The 20,391-nt window shown below is 69.0% G+C and carries 14 protein-coding genes; all 14 read right to left on the bottom strand.

From position 1 onward, the window contains the following. Positions 1-169 precede the first annotated feature (169 nt). Positions 170-691 (bottom strand): hypothetical protein, encoded by a 522-nt coding sequence (locus T336_RS0121950; protein WP_026434135.1) that lies wholly within the window; start codon positions 689-691, stop codon positions 170-172. Further along, positions 688-2,277 (bottom strand): TRAP transporter large permease, encoded by a 1,590-nt coding sequence (locus T336_RS0121945; RefSeq protein ID WP_026434134.1) that lies wholly within the window; start codon positions 2,275-2,277, stop codon positions 688-690. The genes T336_RS0121950 and T336_RS0121945 overlap by 4 nt, the downstream gene beginning before the upstream one ends. Positions 2,278-2,336: 59 nt before the next feature. After that, positions 2,337-2,876, bottom strand: coding sequence for a TRAP transporter small permease subunit (locus tag T336_RS0121940; RefSeq protein WP_026434133.1), 540 nt, complete (start codon positions 2,874-2,876; stop codon positions 2,337-2,339). A 298-nt stretch (positions 2,877-3,174) separates the two neighbouring features. After that, a complete protein-coding gene (locus T336_RS0121935) occupies positions 3,175-4,101 on the bottom strand; it encodes a hypothetical protein (protein ID WP_035226931.1) in 927 nt (308 codons plus the stop codon). A gap of 277 nt (positions 4,102-4,378) precedes the next feature. Continuing rightward, complete coding sequence (locus tag T336_RS0121930; RefSeq protein WP_026434131.1) at positions 4,379-5,119, bottom strand: mechanosensitive ion channel family protein; 741 nt, start codon at positions 5,117-5,119, stop codon at positions 4,379-4,381. Positions 5,120-5,168: 49 nt separating this feature from the next. After that, positions 5,169-8,600: a maltose alpha-D-glucosyltransferase gene (treS, locus tag T336_RS0121925; protein ID WP_026434130.1), complete on the bottom strand. Its 3,432-nt coding sequence runs from the start codon at positions 8,598-8,600 to the stop codon at positions 5,169-5,171. A 4-nt stretch (positions 8,601-8,604) separates the two neighbouring features. Further along, on the bottom strand, positions 8,605-10,776 hold the full coding sequence (locus T336_RS0121920; RefSeq protein ID WP_026434129.1) for an alpha-1,4-glucan--maltose-1-phosphate maltosyltransferase: 2,172 nt from the start codon (positions 10,774-10,776) through the stop codon (positions 8,605-8,607). Beyond that, a complete protein-coding gene (gene glgB / locus T336_RS0121915) occupies positions 10,760-12,802 on the bottom strand; it encodes a 1,4-alpha-glucan branching protein GlgB (RefSeq protein WP_035226929.1) in 2,043 nt (680 codons plus the stop codon). The genes T336_RS0121920 and glgB overlap by 17 nt, the downstream gene beginning before the upstream one ends. Positions 12,803-12,884: 82 nt before the next feature. Continuing rightward, positions 12,885-14,486: a BCCT family transporter gene (locus T336_RS0121910; RefSeq protein WP_019701971.1), complete on the bottom strand. Its 1,602-nt coding sequence runs from the start codon at positions 14,484-14,486 to the stop codon at positions 12,885-12,887. 67 nt (positions 14,487-14,553) lie between these two features. Next, complete coding sequence (gene purB, locus T336_RS0121905; protein WP_026434126.1) at positions 14,554-15,915, bottom strand: adenylosuccinate lyase; 1,362 nt, start codon at positions 15,913-15,915, stop codon at positions 14,554-14,556. Between the two features lie 148 nt (positions 15,916-16,063). Continuing rightward, complete coding sequence (modC, locus tag T336_RS0121900; RefSeq protein WP_026434125.1) at positions 16,064-17,176, bottom strand: molybdenum ABC transporter ATP-binding protein; 1,113 nt, start codon at positions 17,174-17,176, stop codon at positions 16,064-16,066. Beyond that, positions 17,173-17,850, bottom strand: a complete 678-nt coding sequence (modB, locus tag T336_RS0121895; RefSeq protein WP_026434124.1) for a molybdate ABC transporter permease subunit — start codon at positions 17,848-17,850, stop codon at positions 17,173-17,175. Before modB ends, modC begins: the two co-directional genes overlap by 4 nt. Positions 17,851-17,859: 9 nt before the next feature. Continuing rightward, complete coding sequence (gene modA, locus T336_RS0121890) at positions 17,860-18,651, bottom strand: molybdate ABC transporter substrate-binding protein (RefSeq protein WP_026434123.1); 792 nt, start codon at positions 18,649-18,651, stop codon at positions 17,860-17,862. Between the two features lie 81 nt (positions 18,652-18,732). Further along, positions 18,733-20,391, bottom strand: a 1,659-nt coding sequence (locus T336_RS25540; protein WP_035226926.1) for an RHS repeat-associated core domain-containing protein, incomplete at its 5' end; no start/stop codon positions are given.

Below are 20,391 nucleotides of genomic sequence, written 5' to 3'. Positions count from 1 at the left end.
GTTCCACGGCACACCCCACCCCCGAGCACCCCAGGTTGCCCCGTTCGCCCTGCGGGCGAACGGGGTCGCATCCAGCAGGGTCGCCCTTTCTTTGGTTACTTTCTTTCGGCGAAGCGAAAGAAAGTGACTCGCCCGCCGGGGCGAAATCCCGGCTCCGGAAACCAAGCCCTCAGCGCCCCTGAGAAGCAGGCGCAGGCGTAAACGCAGGCGCAGGCACAGAAGCAGCCCTCACCACACTCTCCCCGAACGCCACCAGCAACCCCGCATCCGCCGCATGCACCCACGTGATCCCGCCGCCCTTGCGCCGCAGCAGGATCCGCGGCGCGATCACGGCCTGGAACCACGGCCAGTGCACGATCTTGAAGCTCGCCACGTCGGCCGCGCGCACCCGCTTGTCCCAGAGCCAGGTCTGCACGATCACGCCGCCGCCATCGGCCGAGAAGCGCGTGCGGCTGAAGACCATCCACCAGCCCACCCAGCCGATCAGCACGGCCGCGAGGCCGAAGGTCGCCAGGGCCGGAAAGGTCCATTGCGCGCCGCGCAGCGCGGGGATGGACCAGAGCGCGAAGGCCGCCAGTCCGCCCACGATGGCCACGGCGAGCAGCCGCACCAGGGGCGGGAAGGCGGCGCTTTCGATGTCGGTAGCGGCCCCGCCGTTGCCGGGCGGGGGCTGCAGTCCATGGTCCGTCATTGCGGCGTGCTGGCCGCGCCTTCCGGTGCGGGTTCGGGCGCCGCCGGCTCGGGCATCGGTTCCGGCATCGGCATCGCGGGCTCCGCGCCGGGGGCCGCGGAGGCACCGTCCGCGGGCTTGTTGCCGGTGCCGAAGGGATCGTCCATGTTGATGGAAGGCTCGGCCGAGCTGTCCGCCGGCATGTCGAGCTGCACCTTGTCCAGATCGACCACCTTTTCCTTGTCGAGGAAGATGGTCACGGTCTGCGGGAAGAAGATCACGATCGCCACGAGGATGAGCTGCATCACCACCCACGGGATGGAGCCCAGGTAGATGTCGCTCGATTTCACCGGGCGGTCGATGCGCTTTTCCTTGAAGAGCGTGTCGGCGATGCCGCGCAGGTAGAAGAGGGCGAAGCCGAAGGGCGGGTGCATGAAGCTGGTCTGCATGTTCACGCACAGCAGCACGCCGAACCACACGAGGTCGATGCCCAGCTTGTGCGCCACGGGGCCCAGCAGCGGCAGGATGATGAAGGCGATCTCGAAGAAGTCGAGGAAGAACGCCAGGAAGAAGATGAAAAGGTTCACCACGATCAGGAAGCCGATCTGGCCGCCCGGCAGGTCGCTGAGCATGTGCTCGATCCAGATCGCGCCGTCGACGCCCTGGAACACCAGCGAGAACACGCGCGAGCCGATCAGGATGAACACCACCATGGCCGTGAGGCGCATGGTGCCGTCCATGGCTTCCTTGATGAGCTGCCATGTCAGGCGCTTGTGGATGGCCGCGAGGATCAGCGAGCCGACGGCGCCCATGGCGCCGGCCTCGGTGGGCGTGGCGATGGCATGGTCCATGAAGGGCAGGCCGCCCATGGAGCCGAGCACGGCGAAGATCAGGATGGCCGAGGGGATGATGCCGCGCAGGCACTTGCCCCACAGGGCCCAGCCGTGCAGCGTGCGCGCGGTGCGGGGCAGGCCGGGCACGTATTCCGGGCGGATGCGGCCCAGGATGAAGGTGTAGATCGCGAAGATCAGCACCTGCAGGATGGCCGGGCCCCAGGCGCCCTTGTACATGTCGCCCACCGAGCGGCCGAGCTGGTCGGCCATGACGATCAGCACCAGCGAGGGCGGCACCAGCTGCGTGATGGTGCCCGAGGCGGCCAGCACGCCGGTGGCGTAGCGCATGTTGTAGTTGTAGCGCATCATCACGGGCAGCGAGATCATGGCCATGGCGATCACCTGGCCGGCCACGGTGCCGGTGATGGCGCCCAGGATGAAGCCCACGATGATGACCGAGTAGCCCAGGCCGCCGCGCACCGGGCCGAAGAGCTGGCCCATGGAGTCGAGCATGTCCTCGGCGAGGCCGCATTTCTCGAGCACCGCGCCCATCAGCGTGAAGAACGGGATGGCCAGCAGCAGGTCGTTCGACAGGATGCCGAACATGTTGATCGGCAGGTTGGCCATGAAGTTGGCCGGGAACCAGCCCATCTCGATGGCGAAGAAGCCGCTGAACAGGCCCAGGGCCGCGAGCGAGAACGCGACCGGAAAGCCGATCAGCATGATCACGATCAGCCCCGCGAACATGATCGGGGCGAAGTTTTCCATGTGCATGGGGAGAGTCTTCCTGGAGAAGTCGGGTCGGGGTCGGCGGTGCTGGCTCAGGAGCCGCTCTACTGCACCGGCTTCTCGTAATGCGTGCTGATCTGCAGGTGGCCCGTCAGGTAGGCCACGCGCTTGACGATCTCGGCCAGGCCCTGCAGGAAGACCGCGCCGAAGCCCACGGGCAGCAGCAGCGCCGCGGGCCAGCGGATCAGGCCGCCGATGTTGCCGGACATCTCCTTGGTGACATACATGTTCCAGAAGAAGGGCCAGGTGAGCCAGGTGAGCAGGCCCATCACGGGCAGCAGGAAGAAGACGAGGCCGAACAGGTCGACGAAGACCGGTCCGCGGCCACGCAGCTTGCCGTAGATGATGTCCACGCGCACGTGTTCGTTGAGCTTGAGCACCACGGGTGCGCCCAGCATCACGGTGGTGCCGAAGAGGTACCACTGGATCTCGAGCCACGCGTTGGAGCTGAGGTCCAGTCCGTAGCGCACCAGGGCATTGCCTGCGGAAATCAGGGCGGCGGCGAGCACGGCCCAGCCCGCGATCCTGCTGAGCTTGGTGGAAACCCAGTCCATGCCCCTGGCCAGTTGGAGGAGTCCTGTCACGCTTGCTGTCTCCTGTCGTTCACGTTGTTCGATGGATGCGCGCGGCAGGAAAAAACCACGGCGCCGCGCCCGCCCGGGATTAAAGCGGATCGTACGGCGCCTGGGCTGAGAAAAGGCTGACGCGGGGGGCTGGGGTTTTCCCGTGCGTGGGCGTGCGCAACGGGCTGCCGGCCCCTGCCCGGGGCTTGGCGGCGTGCCTGGATTCCACCCTACGGCAGGCAGGCGATGCGCATGGGGGCCGCGGGGTGGGCCGAGCCCAAGACCGGCCTGTCGTCAAGCGCCGGTCGGAATTCCTGCCTCAGCCGCCGGGCGTTCCAAGAAAAATCGCCTTCAGGTTGACGTCTTGGGGAGGACCACCATACGGTGTGCTGAAAAACTCGCTCGACTCGACGCACTCCAGGCTGGTACCGTGGAACGGATCGCGAATCGAGAGATACCTCTGTCCATCTTCCTCGCGCACGCCGTCCAGCATGACGACGTGGCCCATCTTGGAGAGTATGCAGGGACCGGCATCGTCGATCATGTCCGCGATATCACGCCAGGCGGCCGTCCGGTCTGCCTCATATCCGTTTTCGTAGCTGAAGTCGTATTCCACGAGCGTGGGTTCTATGCCGGTACGCTCCTGTAACGAATCCATGATTCCGGACATGGTTCTACGCTCTCCGAGGTCAGGGGCTTCGTACCCGTGACCCACGTCGGTAGTCAGCAGGCCGGTGTCCAGGAGCAGCATCAGTTCGCATGCGTGCGAACAATCCTTGAAATCGGGTTGTGGAACCAGGAATCGTCCGTTGGCCAGCGGGTAGGCCTCGAAACTGCCGATCTCGTATGGCCGGACAGGCTGCCCATGGACCATGAAGGCTGCATGGGAGTGGTCGGTGATTGCCGCGAAGCCCCCGAAATGCCGTGTAACCAAATGGGCCGGTGCGTCGCTGATGAAGCCCAACTGCACTTGCATCTCGTAGTTGGAGACTTCATGTTCCGACGGGCGTGGGTAGCGGCGGATGACTCCATCGGCGCAGTACACCATCGGCTCGGCATCGAAGTCCGGGGCGAAGTCGGGCGAGGGCTGCCCAGGCTTGGCAATGAGGCCGATGACATTCCCATGCCGGGAAAACAGTGCGTAGTCGCTGGCAGGGCGCAGCGCCTTGTAAGTCTGTGAACTCCTAACTGCCTGATGTTGCGTGCTCCTCGAGTGCAATCGCGGCAAACTGCCCCGGGGAGCCATGCTTGTGCCGGAACTGGAGGTGGTGCGCCGTGGAAAATCATGTGATGGCGTGGTGCGCGCGCTCGACGAAGTGGAGGACTGTGCTTGGGGACGTGTGACTGTCGGTCGTTCCCATGAGGGTTGATGGCGAGCTGCACCGCTGCCGCCGGCTTTAAAGCAAGAATTTCCCATGATGTCTCCGCAAAAAGGGCAAAGGCGGGGATGTTCTTGCAGCGGTGGCTTCTCCCGTGGCTTGAATGCGAAGAGTTTGTTCAGGGGGACGAAAGCGATGGCTTCGTCACGGCAGGGGATCGCGCGGTGGACGGGTTGCAGCGTCCTGCGGAGTCTGGCCGGTGAGAGCGTGCTTGGCAGACCTCCGGCGCGGCCACCACTGCTCGATGCATTCGGCGGCCCGGTCCCGCCCGCCCAGGCCGAAGGCCAGGGCCAGCGCGAAGACCACGCCGGCCAGCAGGATGAGGAAGCTCTGGCGCACGATGTCGCCGCCGATGCCGAGCTGGTCGAGCGCGATCAGCACCGAGAACACCACGATGGCGTACTGCGCCGCCTTGCCCGGCAGGGCCGTGTCGGCCATGCCGGCGCGGCGCAGGTAGGCGGAGACGAGTTCGCCGACCACGCGGCCGAAATACGCTCCCAGCACCAGGATCAGCAGCGCGACGAAGAGGTTGGGGATGAACCACAGCACGCGGCTGAGCAGTGCGGTGACATAGCTCAGGCCCAGGCTGTTGAAGGCGACCAGCAGGGCCGCCAGCAGCACCAGGCCGTAGGCCAGCAGGCCGAAGATGGCCGTGGCGTCGCGGCGCGAGCCGGCCTGCCGCAGGAAGCCGTCCAGGCCCGCGCGTTCGGTGAGCACGTGGAAGTTGATGGCCCGCAGGCCGCGCGTCACCGCGAAGCGCACGGCCTTCGCCACGAGCCAGCCCGCCGCGAGGATGAGCAGGGCGAAGAGCAGGCGCGGCAGGTAGGCGCCCAGCTGGAAGAGGAAGGCGCGGGCCGGTTCCAGGTGGATGGATAGGTTGTCCATGGGAAGAAGCCTCGGGGATCGGTCGGTGGCGGGAAAGGCAGCGGCGCCGTCAGGCGGGAGTGTCCGGCAGGCTCGGGGTGGGCGTGGGCGCCGCGGCCGCGCCGATCAGCGCGAGGATGCCCTGCAGCGGCACCTGGGCCCAGTCCACCCGGTTGCCCAGTTCGTAGCGGAGTTCGTAGAGCGCCTTTTCCAGCTCGAACAGGGAGATCAGGGCAGGGTCGGCTGCCAGGCCTTCTGCAGCGTAGGCGGCCAGGAAGGCATCGCGGACCTGGTGTTCCCAGTGCCGCGCGGCTTCGTCCAGGCGCACCATCTCCTCGGTGGATTGCGTCATGTGCTTGAGGGCGGCCCAGCGCGCGTAGTTGAACGAGCGCAGCATGCCGGCCACGTCGCGCAGGGGCGAACTCTTGGCACGGCGCTCCTCGAACGGCCGCCCGGGCTCGCCCTCGAAATCGATGATGACGAAGTCGTTGCCCGTCACCAGCACCTGGCCCAGGTGGTAATCGCCGTGGAAGCGGGTCTTGGTGCCCGTCGTGGGCGCCTCCGTGCCGCCGGCCGCCAGGCGCTCCATGATGAGGGCGCGCCGCGCCAGCACGGCCTGCGCGTCCGTCTGCGCCGCGGGCGGCAGTTCGCCCAGGCGCCGCTCCAGCAGGGCGAGCGTGTCTTCGGCCTCGGCGCGGGCGCGCTGGCGGAAGGCGGCCACGTCCTGCGGGGTGACGGGTTCGGGGTCGAAGGCGGCATCGCCGGTGCGCCGCGCCAGCGCCTGGTGCAGCTGCGCCGTGCGCTGGCCGAGGGTGGCGGCCAGGGCCAGGTAGCCGCCGTGCACATCCGCCGCGGGGCCGGCTGCCTGCGCCACGCGCGTGTCTTCCAGGAACCGCTCCAGGTAGCCGAGCGTGTATTCCCAGCCATCGCCCTGGTTGGCCACGTAGGACTGCACCAGCGCGAGCGTCATGGTGGTGCCGTCGGGCGCCACGTACTCGACCGAGCCCGCCACCGGCACGCAGTGCGGGAACCGGGCGACCTCCGTGAGGAAGCGGCCGACCTCCAGCTCGGGGTTCACGCCCTCGCGCAGGCGGCGGTAGCCCTTGAGGAACAGGGTCTCGCCCAGGGCGACGACGGTGTTGCTGCTCTGGGCGCCGGGGCGTTCCACGGGCAGTGCGTCCAGGTCCGCGGCCAGCGCGTCGAACGCCGAGGTGCGCCGGAACCGCACCCGCCCGCCCTGGTCGGTGGCGAGTTCCGTTCCCTCGCCCATGGCGCGCACCACGGCGCGGCAGAAGGACTCGTCATGGAAGGCGTCTCCCATCACGCCGACCTGGGCCTGCTGGCGCACGCGCGCCACGCCGGCCGGAGAGATGCGGCGCATGCGCTCCTCGCTGCCTTCCTCCCAGGCCAGGGCCAGGGGCACGAAGTAGGTCGCGGCCGCCCCCGGTGCGCCACCGGGTTTCGCGGAAGGCTCCACGCCCAGCAGCGGCAGCATCCACTCGCAGCCTTCGCCGGCCTTCCACACCGTGTGGTCGAGGATGCGCGCGCCGGCGATGGCCGCGCCCTTGTCCGCATACCAGCGCTGCAGCTCGATGAACCGCGGCAGGGTGTCGTCTTCGAACTGCGTGCGCATGCGTTCGGCCATGCCGATGCGCCAGGGCATGACGCGCTCGCGGAAGAAGCTGGTCCAGCCGTCGAACAGCACGAGCACGGGCCGCTCCTGCAGGTCCAGGCCTTCCTGGTGCCAGGAGGGCACCGGGGCTTCGTTGGACAGACGGAACCAGTAGAACCCGTAGGAGTGCAGGGTGAGCAGGTAGGGCAGGTCGCCGATGGGCGGGAAGGTGACCCGCCCGAGCATCTCGATCGGCGTGCGGCCCCGGTAGGCCGACAGGTCCAGCTCCACCGGCTGGGCGGCGCGCGAGAGGTTGAACACCGTGAGGATGACGTCGTCCTCGTGTTCGCTCACGTAGGCCAGGATCTTGCGGTTGCCGGGCTTGAGGAAGGTGCGCCGCCCGCGGCCGAAGGCGCGGCTGGTCTTGCGCACGGCCAGCATGCGGCGCGTCCAGTGCAGCAGGGAGCTGTGGTCGCCCGACTGGGCTTCCACGTTCAGCGCCTCGTAGCCGTACACCGCGTCCATGATGGGCTGCAGGTAGAGCCGCTGCGGGTCGGAACGCGAGAAGCCGCCGTTGCGGTCGGGCGACCACTGCATGGGCGTGCGCACGCCGTTGCGGTCACCCACGAAGACGTTGTCGCCCATGCCGATCTCGTCGCCGTAGTAGATGATGGGCGAGCCGGGCATGGACAGCAGCATGCCGTTCATGAGCTTGACCCGGTCCAGGTCGTTCTCCATCAGCGGCGCGAGCCGGCGGCGGATGCCCAGGTTGATGCGCGCGCGCATGTCGGCCGCGTACATGCTGTACATGTAGTCGCGTTCCTTGCTGGTCACCATCTCCAGCGTGAGCTCGTCGTGGTTGCGCAGGAAGATGGCCCACTGGCAGCCCTCGGGGATGTCGGGGGTCTGCTGGAGGATCTCGACGATGGGGTGCCGGTCTTCCTGGGCGATCGCCATGTACATGCGCGGCATCAGCGGGAAGTGGTAGGCCATGTGGCATTCGTCGCCGTTGCCGAAGTATTCGCGCACATCCTCCGGCCACATGTTGGCCTCGGCGAGCAGGAAGCGGTTCCCGTACTCCGCATCGATGGCCGCGCGCAGCTTCTTGATCACGGCATGCGTCTCGGGCAGGTTCTCGTTGCTGGTGCCGTCGCGCTCCACCAGATAGGGAATGGCGTCGAGCCGGAAGCCGTCCACGCCCATGTCCAGCCAGAACCGCATGGTCTTGAACACGGCCTCCAGCACCAGCGGGTTGTCGAAGTTCAGGTCCGGCTGGTGGCTGAAGAAGCGGTGCCAGTAGTACTGCTTGGCCACCGGGTCCCAGGCCCAGTTGGAGGTCTCGGTGTCCGTGAAGATGATGCGCGTGCCCTGGTAGATCTGGTCCGTGTCGCTCCAGACGTAGAAGTCCCGCTCGGGCGAGCCGGGTGGGGCCCGCCGCGCGCGCTGGAACCAGGGGTGGTCGGACGAGGTGTGGTTGATGACCAGCTCGGTGATCACGCGCAGGCCGCGCGCGTGCGCGGCGTCCAGCATCTCCTTGAAGTCCGCGAGGGTGCCGTACTGCGGGTGCACGTCCTCGTAGTCGGCGATGTCGTAGCCGTCGTCGCGCAGCGGCGAGGGGTAGAACGGCATGAGCCAGATCGTGTTGACGCCGAGGTCCTTCACGTAGTCCAGCTTGGCGGTCACGCCCTTGAAGTCGCCGTAGCCGTCGTTGTTGCTGTCGAAGAACGCTTTCACGTTCAACTGGTAGATGACGGCGTCGCGGTACCACTGGGGGTCGCCCTGCGTGTCGATCTCCGGGGTTTCGGGCATCACCACGGGGCCCGGTTCGGGCAGCGGCCCGGCGGCGGGGTCCGCGGCCGGCAGGGGTTGGCGCAGAAGGGGGGCGTTCATGGCATCACTGGAATGGGTCGATGTCTCCGGCGCCCGCGACGCGGCGCCGCACGGCGAAGATGTGGGCGGGCGCGCGCTGCGGATCCAGCAGCACGTAGTGGGTGTCGCCCTGCCAGAGGAAGCGCTGCTGGCTCAGCAGGTCGTGCATCTGCCAGTCGGCCGCGGGTGCATCGCCCGCCGCGATCGCGATGTCGGCAGGGGACAGGCGCATCCAGCCCGATTGCGCATGGTGCGGATCGAGGTTGACCACGGTGACCACCACGTCGCGGCCGTCCGGCGAGCGCTTGAGGTAGGCCAGCAGCATGTCGTTGTCCACCGGCAGGAAGCGCAGGCTGTGGTCGGCCTGCAGGGCGGGGTGGGCGCGGCGGATGTGGTTCACGCGGGCGATGAGCGGCCGCAGGTTGCCGGGCCGCTCCAGGTCCCAGTGCCGCAACTGGTATTTTTCGGAGTCGCGGTACTCCTCGCTGCCGGGCTCGCGCGGCAGGTGCTCCAGCAGTTCGTAGGCCGGCCCGTAGATGCCATAGTTGGCCGAGAGCGTGGCGGCCAGCACCAGCCGCAGCGCGAACATGGCGGGCTCGCCACCCTGCAACTGGGCATGCAGGATGTCGGGCGTGTTGGGCCACACGTTGGGGCGGAAGTAATCACGCCCGGGCGCGGTGTTGAGCTCGGTGAAGTAGTCCTGCAGTTCCTGCCGCGTGTTGCGCCAGGTGAAGTAGGTATAGGACTGGGTGTAGCCCCGCTTGGCCAGGCCGTGCATCACCTTCGGGCGCGTGAAGGCCTCGGCCAGGAAGAGCACGTCGGGATGCTCGCGCTGGATGTCTCCGATCACCCATTCCCAGAAACCGAAGGCCTTGGTGTGCGGGTTGTCCACGCGGAAGATGCGCACGCCCTCGCCGATCCAGTGCGCGAACACGCTGCGCAGTTCCTGCCAGAGGCCCTGCCAGTCCTCGCACTCGAAGTGGAAGGGATAGATGTCCTGGTACTTCTTGGGAGGGTTCTCGGCGTACTGCACCGTGCCGTCGGGGCGCCAGCGGAACCAGTCCGGGTGCTCGCGCACGTAGGGGTGGTCCGGCGCGCACTGGAAGGCGATGTCCAGCGCGATCTCGATGCCATGCTCCCGGGCCCGTGCCACGAGGCGCCGGAAATCCTCGGGCGTGCCCAGTTCCGGGTGGATGGACTTGTGCCCGCCCTCGTCGGCGCCGATCGCCCACGGGCTGCCCACGTCGCCGGGCGCGGCCGTGAGCGTGTTGTTGCGGCCCTTGCGCTGCGCCCGGCCGATGGGGTGGATGGGCGGGAAATAGAGCACGTCGAAACCCATGGCGGCGATGTCGGCCAGCCGGCCCTCCACGTCGCGGAAGGTGCCGTGCATGCCCGGCACGGACGCGGTGGAGCGCGGAAAGAGTTCGTACCAGGTGCTGAAGCGCGCGCGCTCGCGGTCTGCGCGCAGCGGCAGCGCGACGGGGTGGCGGATTTCGAGGCTGCGGTCGGGGTGGCGGCGCATCGCCTCGGCCGCGGCTTCCTGCAGCGCCAGGGCCTTGAGCGGAACCGCATCGCCGCTGTCCTCGCGGGCGCCGCGTTCCAGTGCCTCCGCCCATTCCTCGAGCTGCCGGGCATCCGCCGCGGCAGGTTGGGCCGCGGCCCGCATCGCGGCGGCCCGGGCGTCGGCCGCGCCCACGCGTGCCGCCACGCGGATGTCCGCCGGGTCCACGCGACGCGCCATGTCGTGCCGCCAGGATTCGAAGGTATCCACCCAGGCGACCACCGTGTAGCGGTAGAGCCCCGGGTCGGGCGGCGTGAATTCGGCCCACCACTCGTCGTTCACCTCGGGATGCATGGGCACTTCGGCGGGCGCTGTGGGCGCACCGGGGCCTTCCTCTTTCCACCACTGCAGCATCGCGCGGGGCACGTCGTGCCCGTCGGTGAAGCAGTGGGCGGTGATGCGCACTGCCTCGCCGGCCACGCGCTTGACCGCGAAGCGGCCGCCGTCCACCACCGGCAGCACCGCGTCGATCACCGCGCGTGCATGTCCGTCCGCCGGCAGCGGGGGCGCGGCGCGCGGCACGGCCTGCGCGGTGGCGGCCGGCGGGGGCAGGCGCCGGCCGGGGCCGGCGGGCGCTGCGGACGGCGCGGGCCGGGCGTTGCGGGAGGAGGGCGCGGAGTCAGGCGGGGAAGGCATGGCGTGCAGGCTCCTGTCGGAGGATGAGGGTGGACAGCGGCGGCAGCGTGAGGCACAGCGACTGCGCCCAGTGGTGCGAGCGCACGGGCGCGGCTTCCACGCCGCCCAGGTTGCCCCAGCCGGCGCCGCCGAATTCGCGGGCATCGCTGTTGAACAGTTCCCGCCAGTAGCCGGCGGAAGGCACCCCCACGAGGTAGTTCTCGCGCGGCACCGGCGTCATGTTGCAGACCACCAGCACCGGCGTGGCGCCCTGGCGCCGGGCCTCGGCGCCGGGCTTGCGCAGGAAGGCGATCACGCTGCGGCCGGCGTCGTCGGCCTCCACCCACTGGAAACCCTCGGGGGAGAAATCGATGTCGTGCAGGGCCGGCTCGCTGCGCAGCACGCGGTTGAGCTCGCGCACCATGCGCTGCAGGCCGCCGTGCAGCGGGCCGTCGCAGACCCACCACTCGAGCTCGCCCTCGTGCGTCCACTCGCGGCGCTGGCCGAACTCGCCGCCCATGAAGAGCAGCTTCTTGCCGGGGTGGGCCCACATCAGGCCGAACAGCGCGCGCAGGTTGGCGAACTGCTGCCATTCGTCGCCCGGCATCTTGTTGACGAGCGATCCCTTGCCATAGACCACCTCGTCGTGCGAGAGCGGCAGCACGAAGTTCTCGTTGAAGGCATAGACCAGCGAGAACGTGAGCTTGTGGTGGTGGTAGCGGCGGTGGACCGGGTCTTCCTTGAAGTACGACAGCGTGTCGTGCATCCAGCCCATGTTCCACTTCATGCCGAAACCCAGCCCGTTCATTTCCACGGGGCGCGAGACCATGGGCCAGGCGGTGGATTCCTCGGCGATGCTCACGGTGTCCGGGTGGTCGCGGTAGAGCGAGCGGTTGAGCAGCCGCATGAACTCGATCGCCTCCAGGTTCTCGCGCCCGCCGTGGCGGTTGGGTACCCATTCGCCCTGCTTGCGCGCGTAGTCCAGGTAGAGCATGGACGCCACCGCGTCCACGCGCAGGCCGTCCAGGTGGTACTTGTCGAGCCAGAACAGGCCCGAGGAGACGAGGAAGCTGCGCACCTCGTTGCGGCCGTAGTTGAAGATGGCCGAATTCCACTCCGGATGGAAGCCCTGGCGCGGGTCGGCATGCTCGTACAGGTGCGTGCCGTCGAACTCCGCCAGCCCGTGCCCGTCCATCGGGAAGTGCGAGGGCACCCAGTCCAGCAGCACGCCGATGCCGCGCTGGTGCAGGTGGTCCACGAAGTACATGAAGTCCTGCGGCGTTCCGTAGCGCGATGTGGGCGCGAAATAGCCGGTGGTCTGGTAGCCCCAGGAGCCGTAGAACGGATGCTCGGTGATGGGCATCAGCTCCACGTGGGTGAAGCCCATCGACTGCACGTACTCGCCCAGTGCATGGGCCAGCTCGCGGTAGCCCATGAACTGGCCGTCCCTGCGGCGCCAGGAGCCGGCATGCACCTCGTAGATCGACATCGGGGCACCCAGCGCATTGCGCGGGCCGCGCGATGCCATCCACTCGCCGTCGTTCCACGTGTAATCCAGGTCCCAGATGCGCGATGCAGTGCGCGGCGGCAGCTCGGAGCAGATGGCCAGCGGGTCCGCCTTCTCCAGCACCCGGCCGCCGTTGCGCGACACGATGCGGAACTTGTAGGCCTGCCCGTGGGCGGCATGGGGCGCGAAGCCCTCCCATACGCCGCTGTCGTCGCCGCGGGGGACGAGCGGGTCGGCATCCGGGTTCCAGCCGTTCCAGTCGCCGATCACCGAGACCGAAGCCGCGTTCGGGGCCCAGACCGCGAAATCCGCGCCGCGTGCCTCCTGCGCGGGCACGCCGGCCGTGCGGCGCAGATGGCAGCCCAGCGACTGGTAGAGGCGCGCGTGCGTGCCCTCGCGCAGCAGGTAGGCGTCGTGGGCGGTCAGCAGGGAGGAGTCGTTGGACGGCACGGTGGGATCCTGGAGAAGGTCGGGGAAGGGGGAACGCAACAAGAAAGCCGGCTTCCGCACGACCGTGTCGGCTGGAAGCCATTGGCGCATGCAGCGGCCGGTCGAGCTCGCGCGGCAGCGGCGACGGGGGCTGTAGGACGGGGCCGCTTTGGCGGCCGCGCCGGGGACGCAGTCATTCGCGCATCGCCATCTCGCGCATCCTGCGCCGCAGGGCGCGTTCGCGCTTGCGCTCGGCCTCGTGGTCCTCGCGCACCGCCCGCATCAGGGCGATCGCCATCAGCACCAGCACCAGCGCGAACGGCAGCGCGAACACGATGGTGGCGGTCTGCACCGCCTGCAGGCCGCCCGCGAACAGCAGCGACAGCGCTATGCCGGCCACCAGCAGGCCCCACACGATCTTCACGCGCGCGGACGGATCGGGATCGCCGCGCGTGCTCATCGTGCTGAGCACCAGTGTGGCCGAATCGCCCGAAGTGACGAAGAACACGACCACCAGCACCGTAGCCACGATGGACATCGCCAGCCCCAGCGGCATGGCACTGAACATGGTGAACATCGCGGTGGCCGGGTCGGCCTGCGCGGCGGCGGCCAGGGGGACCTGGCGGAAAATCTCCAGGTGCAGCGCGGTGCCGCCGAAAATCGAGAACCACAGGAAACCCACCAGCGTGGGCGCGATCACCGTGCCCAGCACGAACTCGCGGATCGTGCGCCCGCGGGAGACGCGCGCGATGAACAGGCCCACGAACGGCGACCAGGCGATCCACCACGACCAGTAGAAGATGGTCCAGTCGCCCACCCAGGTGCTGTCCCGGAAGGGCGACATGCGCAGGCTGGTGCGAACGAATTCACTCAGGTAGGCGCCCAGCGTGTTGGTGAAGGTGTTCACCAGCGACACCGTGGGCCCGAGCAGGAACACTGCCAGCGCCAGGAAGGCCGCCAGCAGCAGGTTCGCGCTGGAGAGCCATTTGACGCCCCGCTCCACGCCGCTCACCGCCGAGGTGATGAACAGCGCCGTCGTCACGACGATGATGGCGGCCTGCGGCCAGGGCCCCACCGGCACGCCGAACACCGCCTGCAGCCCGCCGTTGATCTGCGCGGCGCCCATGCCGAGCGAGGCGGCGACGCCGAAGGCCGTAGCCACCACCGCCAGCACGTTCACCAGCGGCGAGAGGTGGCGCATGCCGCGCCAGGGCAGCGATTCGGTGGCGGAACTCACCAGGGCCGGGGCCTGCCGGCGGAACTGGAAGAAGGCGATCGTCAGCCCGACGATGCCGTAGATGGCCCAGGGATGCAGCCCCCAGTGGAAGAATGCGTAGCGCATGGCGGCGCCCGCGGCCTCGGGCGTCTGCGGGGCGATGCCGGGCGGAGGCAGCCCGTAGTGCGAGACCGGCTCGGCCACGCCCCAGAACACCAGGCCGATGCCCATGCCCGCCGCGAAGAGCATGGCGAACCACGTCGCGGCGGAGAACTCGGGCTCCTCGTCCTCGTCGCCCAGCTTCAGGTCGCCGTAGCGGCTCAGGGCCAGGAACAGGGCCAGCACGACCAGCCCCAGCACCACCCACAGGTACAGCCACCCGAAGTTCCGGGTGATGTCCGACAGCAGCGCGCCGAAGAACGTACCGAGGCTGGCGGGGGACAGCAGCCCCCACAGCACCACCGCCGCGATCAGCCCGACCGAGACCGTGAGTTGCAGGTTGCCGATCGCTGCGCTCCTGGCGCGTTCGAGGAGTGAGGGGCGCCCTGGAGGCGGGGGGGAGGCGGATGGGGCTTGCATCCGCGCAGTGTGGGCGACGGCAGAGTACCGGTCTGTCAGCCGATGCCGGAAACGGATGAGCCTGCGCTCATCCCTGCAGCCATGTCCCGTGCGCCGCCACCACGCGGTCCACCGAGGGCCCGCACTGGCCCAGGTAGCCGGCGGGATCGGTCAGGTCGTGGATTTCGTCCTCCGTCAGGAGCCGGCCCAGGCTTTCGTGGTGGCGCATTGCTTCGGCAAAGCCGAGCTTGTGGGTGATGCCGTGCATCGATGCCTCGTGGATCCACTCGTGGGCGGTCTGCTTGCCCACGCGGCTGGAGAGCTCGAGCATCACCCGTTCGGAGAGCAGGTAGCCCTGCATCCGGCCGAGGTTGGCCGCCATCGCGCCGGCATTCACCTTCAGCCCCTCCAGCAGGTGCCTGGCCTGGAACAGCATCGCCCCGGCGATCATGCAGGCCTCGGGAAGCGCCTTCCATTCCACCTTCCAGGCGATACCGTCGCGCTCGCTTTCCTGCACCATGCCCTCGACCATCATCGCGGCGCTGTAGCGCAGCGGGCGCGAGAGCCCGGCGAGGTTCTCGGCCGACACGGGATTGCGCTTGTGGGGCATCGTCGACGAGCCCAGCTTGCCCTCGGGGAAGCCTTCCTCCACTTCGGCGCACTCGTCGCGCTGCATGTTGAAAAGCTCGTTGCCGATCTTCGACAGCGTGCCGCCGATGAGCGCCAGCAGGTTGGCGTACTCCGCGAAGCGGTCGCGCGCGGGCGCCCAACTGATCGGCGGCACGCCCAGGCCCAGCCTGCGCAGCACGCGCTCCTCCAGTTCCGCGGCCTTCGGGCCGAAGGCGGCCTGGCTTCCCACCGCTCCGGCCAGCATTCCCACCAGCACGCGCGGGGCGGCCTGGACGAGACGCTCGTGGTGGCGGCCGAGTTCGTCGAGCCACACGGCGCACTTGTGGCCGAAGGTGATCGGCAGCGCCTGGACGCCGTGCGTGCGCCCGGCCATCGGCGTGTCGCGGTGCTCCACCGCCAGGCGGGCCAGCTCCCGCCCCACGGCCCGCATGTCGCGCAGCGCGACCGCGTGGAATTCCTTGAGCTGCAGCGCGACGCCGGTATCGATCACGTCCTGGGTCGTGGCGCCGTAGTGGATCCACTCGCCGTGGTCGCCGGAGCACGCGGCCTGCAACTGCCGTAGCGCGGGCACCAGCGAATGCTTGATGCGCCGGATATCGGCGGCCATCCTGCCGATGTCGATATTCCGGCCCCTGGCCTTGTCGGCGATCTCGCGGGCCGCATCCCGGGGAATGATCCCCATGTCGGCCTGGGCGGAAGCGAGCGCGGCTTCGACGTCGAGCCACTTCTGCACGCGGTTCTCCTCGCCGAAGATGGCGCGGACTTCGTCCGTGCACCAGAGATGCTGGAGCGACTGCATGTCGAAAACGGAAACGGGCATGGGAGGGAATCCTTCGCGGTGGCAAAGCGCGGAATTCTTATGGCGCAAGCGGGCTTTGCGGGCATTGCCGCCAGTGCTTCCATTTATTCCTGCCATGAATCCCGGCCACCTGGATCCCGATCGCCTTGTGCCGGCGGCGGGGCATGTTTCAGCCCAGCAGGGCCACGCCCTTGACCTGCGCCACCACCTGCAGCCCCGGCGCCAGGCCCAGCGTGCGCGCTGACCGCCCGGTGATGCGCGCCAGCAGCGGCGTGCCCCCGGCATCCAGGGCCACCAGCACCTGGCCCGCAGGCTCGTCGTGCAGGGCCAGCACGCGGGCGGGCAGCAGGTTGAGCACGCTGGTCGCTGCCGGTGGCGCCAGCGCCAGGCTCACGTCGCGCGCCTGCACGCGCAGCCGCACCGGCGTGCCCGGCGGCAGGGCGCGGTCCGCGGCCAGCAGCAGGGCCTGGCCGCCTGGCAGGCGCACGGTCGCGATGCGGTCGGCGGCGTCGTAGCCGTCGGCCACGCCCTCGGCCAGGGTCGCGGCGAACTCGCCGTGCGCCAGCGGCAGGTCCGGCCGGGCCATGAGCGTTCCGATGGGGCCGCTGGCCAGTACGGCACCCTCGCGCAGCAGCACGAGGTGCGAGGCCAGCCGTGCCACTTCGTCGAGTGCGTGGCTCACGTAAAGCACGGGGATGTCGAGTTCGCGCTGCAGCCGCTCCAGGTAGGGCATGACCTCGGCCTTGCGTTCTGCATCCAGCGCGGCCAGGGGCTCGTCCATGAACAGCACGCGGGGGCTCGCGGCCAGGGCGCGCGCGATCGCCACGCGCTGGCGCTCGCCGCCCGACAGCGCATGGGTGCGCCGTCCGAGCAGGTGGCCGATGCCCAGCAGCTCCACCGCCTGCTCCAGCGGCACCCGCCGCCGCGCGGGCGGCGTGCGCCGCAGGCCGTAATCCAGGTTGCCGCGCACGTCCAGGTGCGCGAAGAGCCCTGGCTCCTGGAAGACATAGCCCAGGGCGCGCCGGTGCGGCGGCAGCCATTGGCCAAGCGCGTCGTCCTGCCAGACCTCCCCCGGCACCGCCACGCGTCCGGCGCCGCGCTCCAGCCCCGCCATGGCGCGCAGCAGGCTGGTCTTGCCGCATCCGGACGGGCCGAACACCGCGGTGATGCCCTGGCCCGGAAGGCGCAGGTCCGCTTCCAGGGTGAAGCGGCCGGGCCGCGGCAGGCGCAACTGCACCTCGATGGCGTCGGCGGCGACCGGGGGCAGGGCCGAGGCCGTCATGCGCGCCTCCGCGCGGGCTGCAGAGCATGCAGCGCAAGCAGCACCGCGAACGAGAAGGCCACCATGGCGCCCGCGAGCCAGTGGGCCTGGACGTACTCCAGCGCTTCCACGTGGTCATAAATCTGCACCGACACCACGCGCGTCACCCCGGGAATATTGCCGCCCAGCATGAGCACCACGCCGAACTCACCCACCGTGTGGGCGAAGCTCAGCACCCCCGCGGTCAGGAAGCCGCTCCGCGCCAGCGGCAGCGCCACGGTGAAGAACCGGTCCAGCGGCCCCGCACCCAGCAGCGCCGCGGCCTCCATCGGCCGGTCGCCCACGGCCTCGAACGCGCGCTGCAGGGGTTGCACGGCGAAGGGCAGGGAATACACGAGCGAGCCCACCAGCAGCCCGCCGAAGGTGAACGGCAGCGTGGCCAGGCCCAGCGACTGCATCAGCCGGCCGACCGCCCCGTGCGGCCCGAGCAGCAGCAACAGGTAGAAGCCGATCACCGTGGGCGGCAGCACCAGCGGCAGCGCCACCACGGCGGACACCGGGCCGCGCCATCGCGAGCGCGTGCGTGCCAGCCACCACCCGAGCGGCGTGCACAGCACGAGCAACAGCAGCGTGGTGAGTCCCGCCAGCCGCAGCGTCAGCCCGATGGCGGCGAGGTCTTCGGACGACAGCGGCATGGCCCGGCGTCAGAAGCCGTAGCCGTAGCGGCGGATGATCTCGCGCGCCTTGTCGCCGCGCAGGTACTGCATCAGCGCCGTGGCAGCCGCGTTGTCCTTGCCGGTGGCGAGCAGCACCGCATCCTGGCGGATGGGTTCGTGCATCGCATCCGGCACCTGCCAGGCCGAGCCCCTGGCGATGCGGCCGTCCTCCATTACCTGCGACAGCGCGACGAAGCCCAGCTGCGCATTGCCGCTGGCCACGAACTGGTAGGCCTGGGCGATGTTCTCGCCCGTCACCAGCCGGGGCTTGAGCGACTCGGAAAGACCCAGTTTCTCCATCGTCTGCACGGCGGCCAGGCCGTAGGGCGCCAGCTTGGGGTTGGCGATCGAAAGGTGCGTGAAGTCACCCGTGCGCAGCACCTGCCCCTGGCTGTCCACGTAGTTCTCGCGGGGGCTCCACAGTACGAGCCGGCCGACGGCATAGGTGAAGCGCGAGCCCTGCACGCCCAGGCCTTCGCTCTCCACACGCCGGGGCGTGGTGTCGTCTGCCGCCAGGAAGACCTGGAACGGCGCGCCGTTGCGGATCTGGGCGTAGAACTTGCCGGTCGCGCCGAACGACAGCACCGCCTTGTGGCCCGTGTCCTGCTCGAACGCGGCGGCGATCTTCTGCATCGGCGCCGTGAAGTTCGCCGCCACGGCCACCGGCACCTCGCCCGCGCGGGCGGTGGTGCAGGCCAGGGTGAGGACCGCGGTGGCCAGCAGGGCGCCCACACGGGCGCGGTTGCGGGCGGCAGGGCGGAATACGGACGAGGGAGGCATTTCGCTATTCCTTGGATGAATAGCGGTGAGTATAGGCGGGCGTCAACGGAGGTCGGCGCGGGAGCATTGGTGCGGTGGCCGTCAAAGCCGGGGCTGTGAGGCCCGCTCCGGGAAGAACGCGTTGTATTTGCCTGGCCGGGACGGGTCTTTCACCAACTTCTGGAATTCGAAGCCGAAACTATGCGTGGTGATGATGTTCCCCCCCATTTCCGTCATGCGCCCTGTTTGCAGGTCGTACCAGACGTATTGGTCTGGTGCCACGACAATCGCCTTCATGGCGTTGGCCAGCCCCTGCGCGTAGGCACTGTTCTTCCATCCGGTATTGCAGGAAAGCAATGCGATGGGCATGCCAGGCTTGTAATTCGGATCGCGGCGGATCATCTGAGCCAGCTTGTCAACCGGGATGAGTTTGCCATGTTCGTCATGGAGGCCATTTCTGTTTCCGTGTCCAGCGACGAGGTACAGGGTGTCGGAACCACGGATCTTGTTTGCGGCGGCCCGGATGGGTTCATTGTGTGGAAAGAAATTCATATCGACCGTTGACGATGCCAACAGGCCGAGCGGATCGATTTCCGTTGTCGGAGACAGCGGGTAGATCGACGAATGCAATCCACCCTCCAGCCCGATCGGATCCTGCGTCACATACTGCCCCAACAGGGGGTCGTAGTACCGGAACCGGTTGTAGTGCAGCCCTGTCTCCGCATCGAGCTGCTGGCCCTGGAACCGGATGGGCTGGCCGATGCCGTGCGGGTCGTATTCCTCGCGCACGGCGCCCCAGGCGTGGTAGGTCGCGGCCCAGGTGACCAGGCCCGCCTGCGGGCCGTTGGCATCCACCAGGGCGATGGGCGTGCCCAGGTGGTCGCACAGGAAATGGCGGATGCGTGTGGGCGTGGACCGGGCGGCGGACTGCCGGCGCCTGCCGACCTCCTGCAGTCCGGATGCCAGCAGCGTGGTCACTTCGGTGGGGAGCATGCCCTGCATGCGCGCGATCAGCCCCTCGCGGTCCGGCCCCAAGGCACCGTGCAGGGCGTCCTGCAGCATGCCGCGCTGCGATGGCGGCAGCGCCGCGAAGAACGCCTGCGCTTCGCCCAGGCCATCGGCGTGGCCGACATCGTCCTTTCCTTCGCTTCCCTCCATGGCAAGCATGGCCTGCATGGCCGTGGGAATGGCCTGCTCGCGCTCCAGGCGCAGCAGCGGCGCGAAGGAGCCGGGCTCGTAGAGGACGTGCTGCAGCCCCTGCGGGCCTTCGGTGTGCACGAGGCGGTCGCCGTCCCAGCCGGCATAGGTGGTGGTCGCAGGCTCCGATGCAGGTGCGTTGCCGTTGCCGTTTCTGTTGCCATGGCCGAAGACGGTCTTGGCCAGCCGCCGCCCGAAGGGGTCGTAGCGGTAGCAGGCCACCCGCTGCCAGGCGCCACCGGCTGCTTCACGCTGCCAGACCTCGCGCAGCCGGTGCAGCGCGTCGTAGCGCAGCCGCTGCGCCCGGCCGTCGGCGTGCAGCGCCTGCACCCGGTTGCCGAAGGCGTCGTAGCGGTAGCGGATCAGGGTGCCGTTGCTGTTGCCGTCGCTGCCATCGCTGCCGGCTCCATCGACATCCGGTTCAGGGGTGCTCCACCCGATGCGGTTGCCCGGCCAGCGCGTGACCGGGCCTGCGCCCTCGCCGGGCCCGTCGCCCGCGCGCAGCAGGTCGAAGTCCGCATCGTGCAGGTTCTCGCGCACCTGCCGCGCCCAGTCCTGCCGCCC

The sequence above is a fragment of the Paracidovorax oryzae ATCC 19882 genome (genome assembly GCF_000687165.1).
Classification (GTDB): domain Bacteria; phylum Pseudomonadota; class Gammaproteobacteria; order Burkholderiales; family Burkholderiaceae_C; genus Paracidovorax; species Paracidovorax oryzae.
The sequence above is the reverse complement of the archived record's forward strand: the minus strand, read 5'-3'. Positions and strand labels throughout refer to the sequence as shown.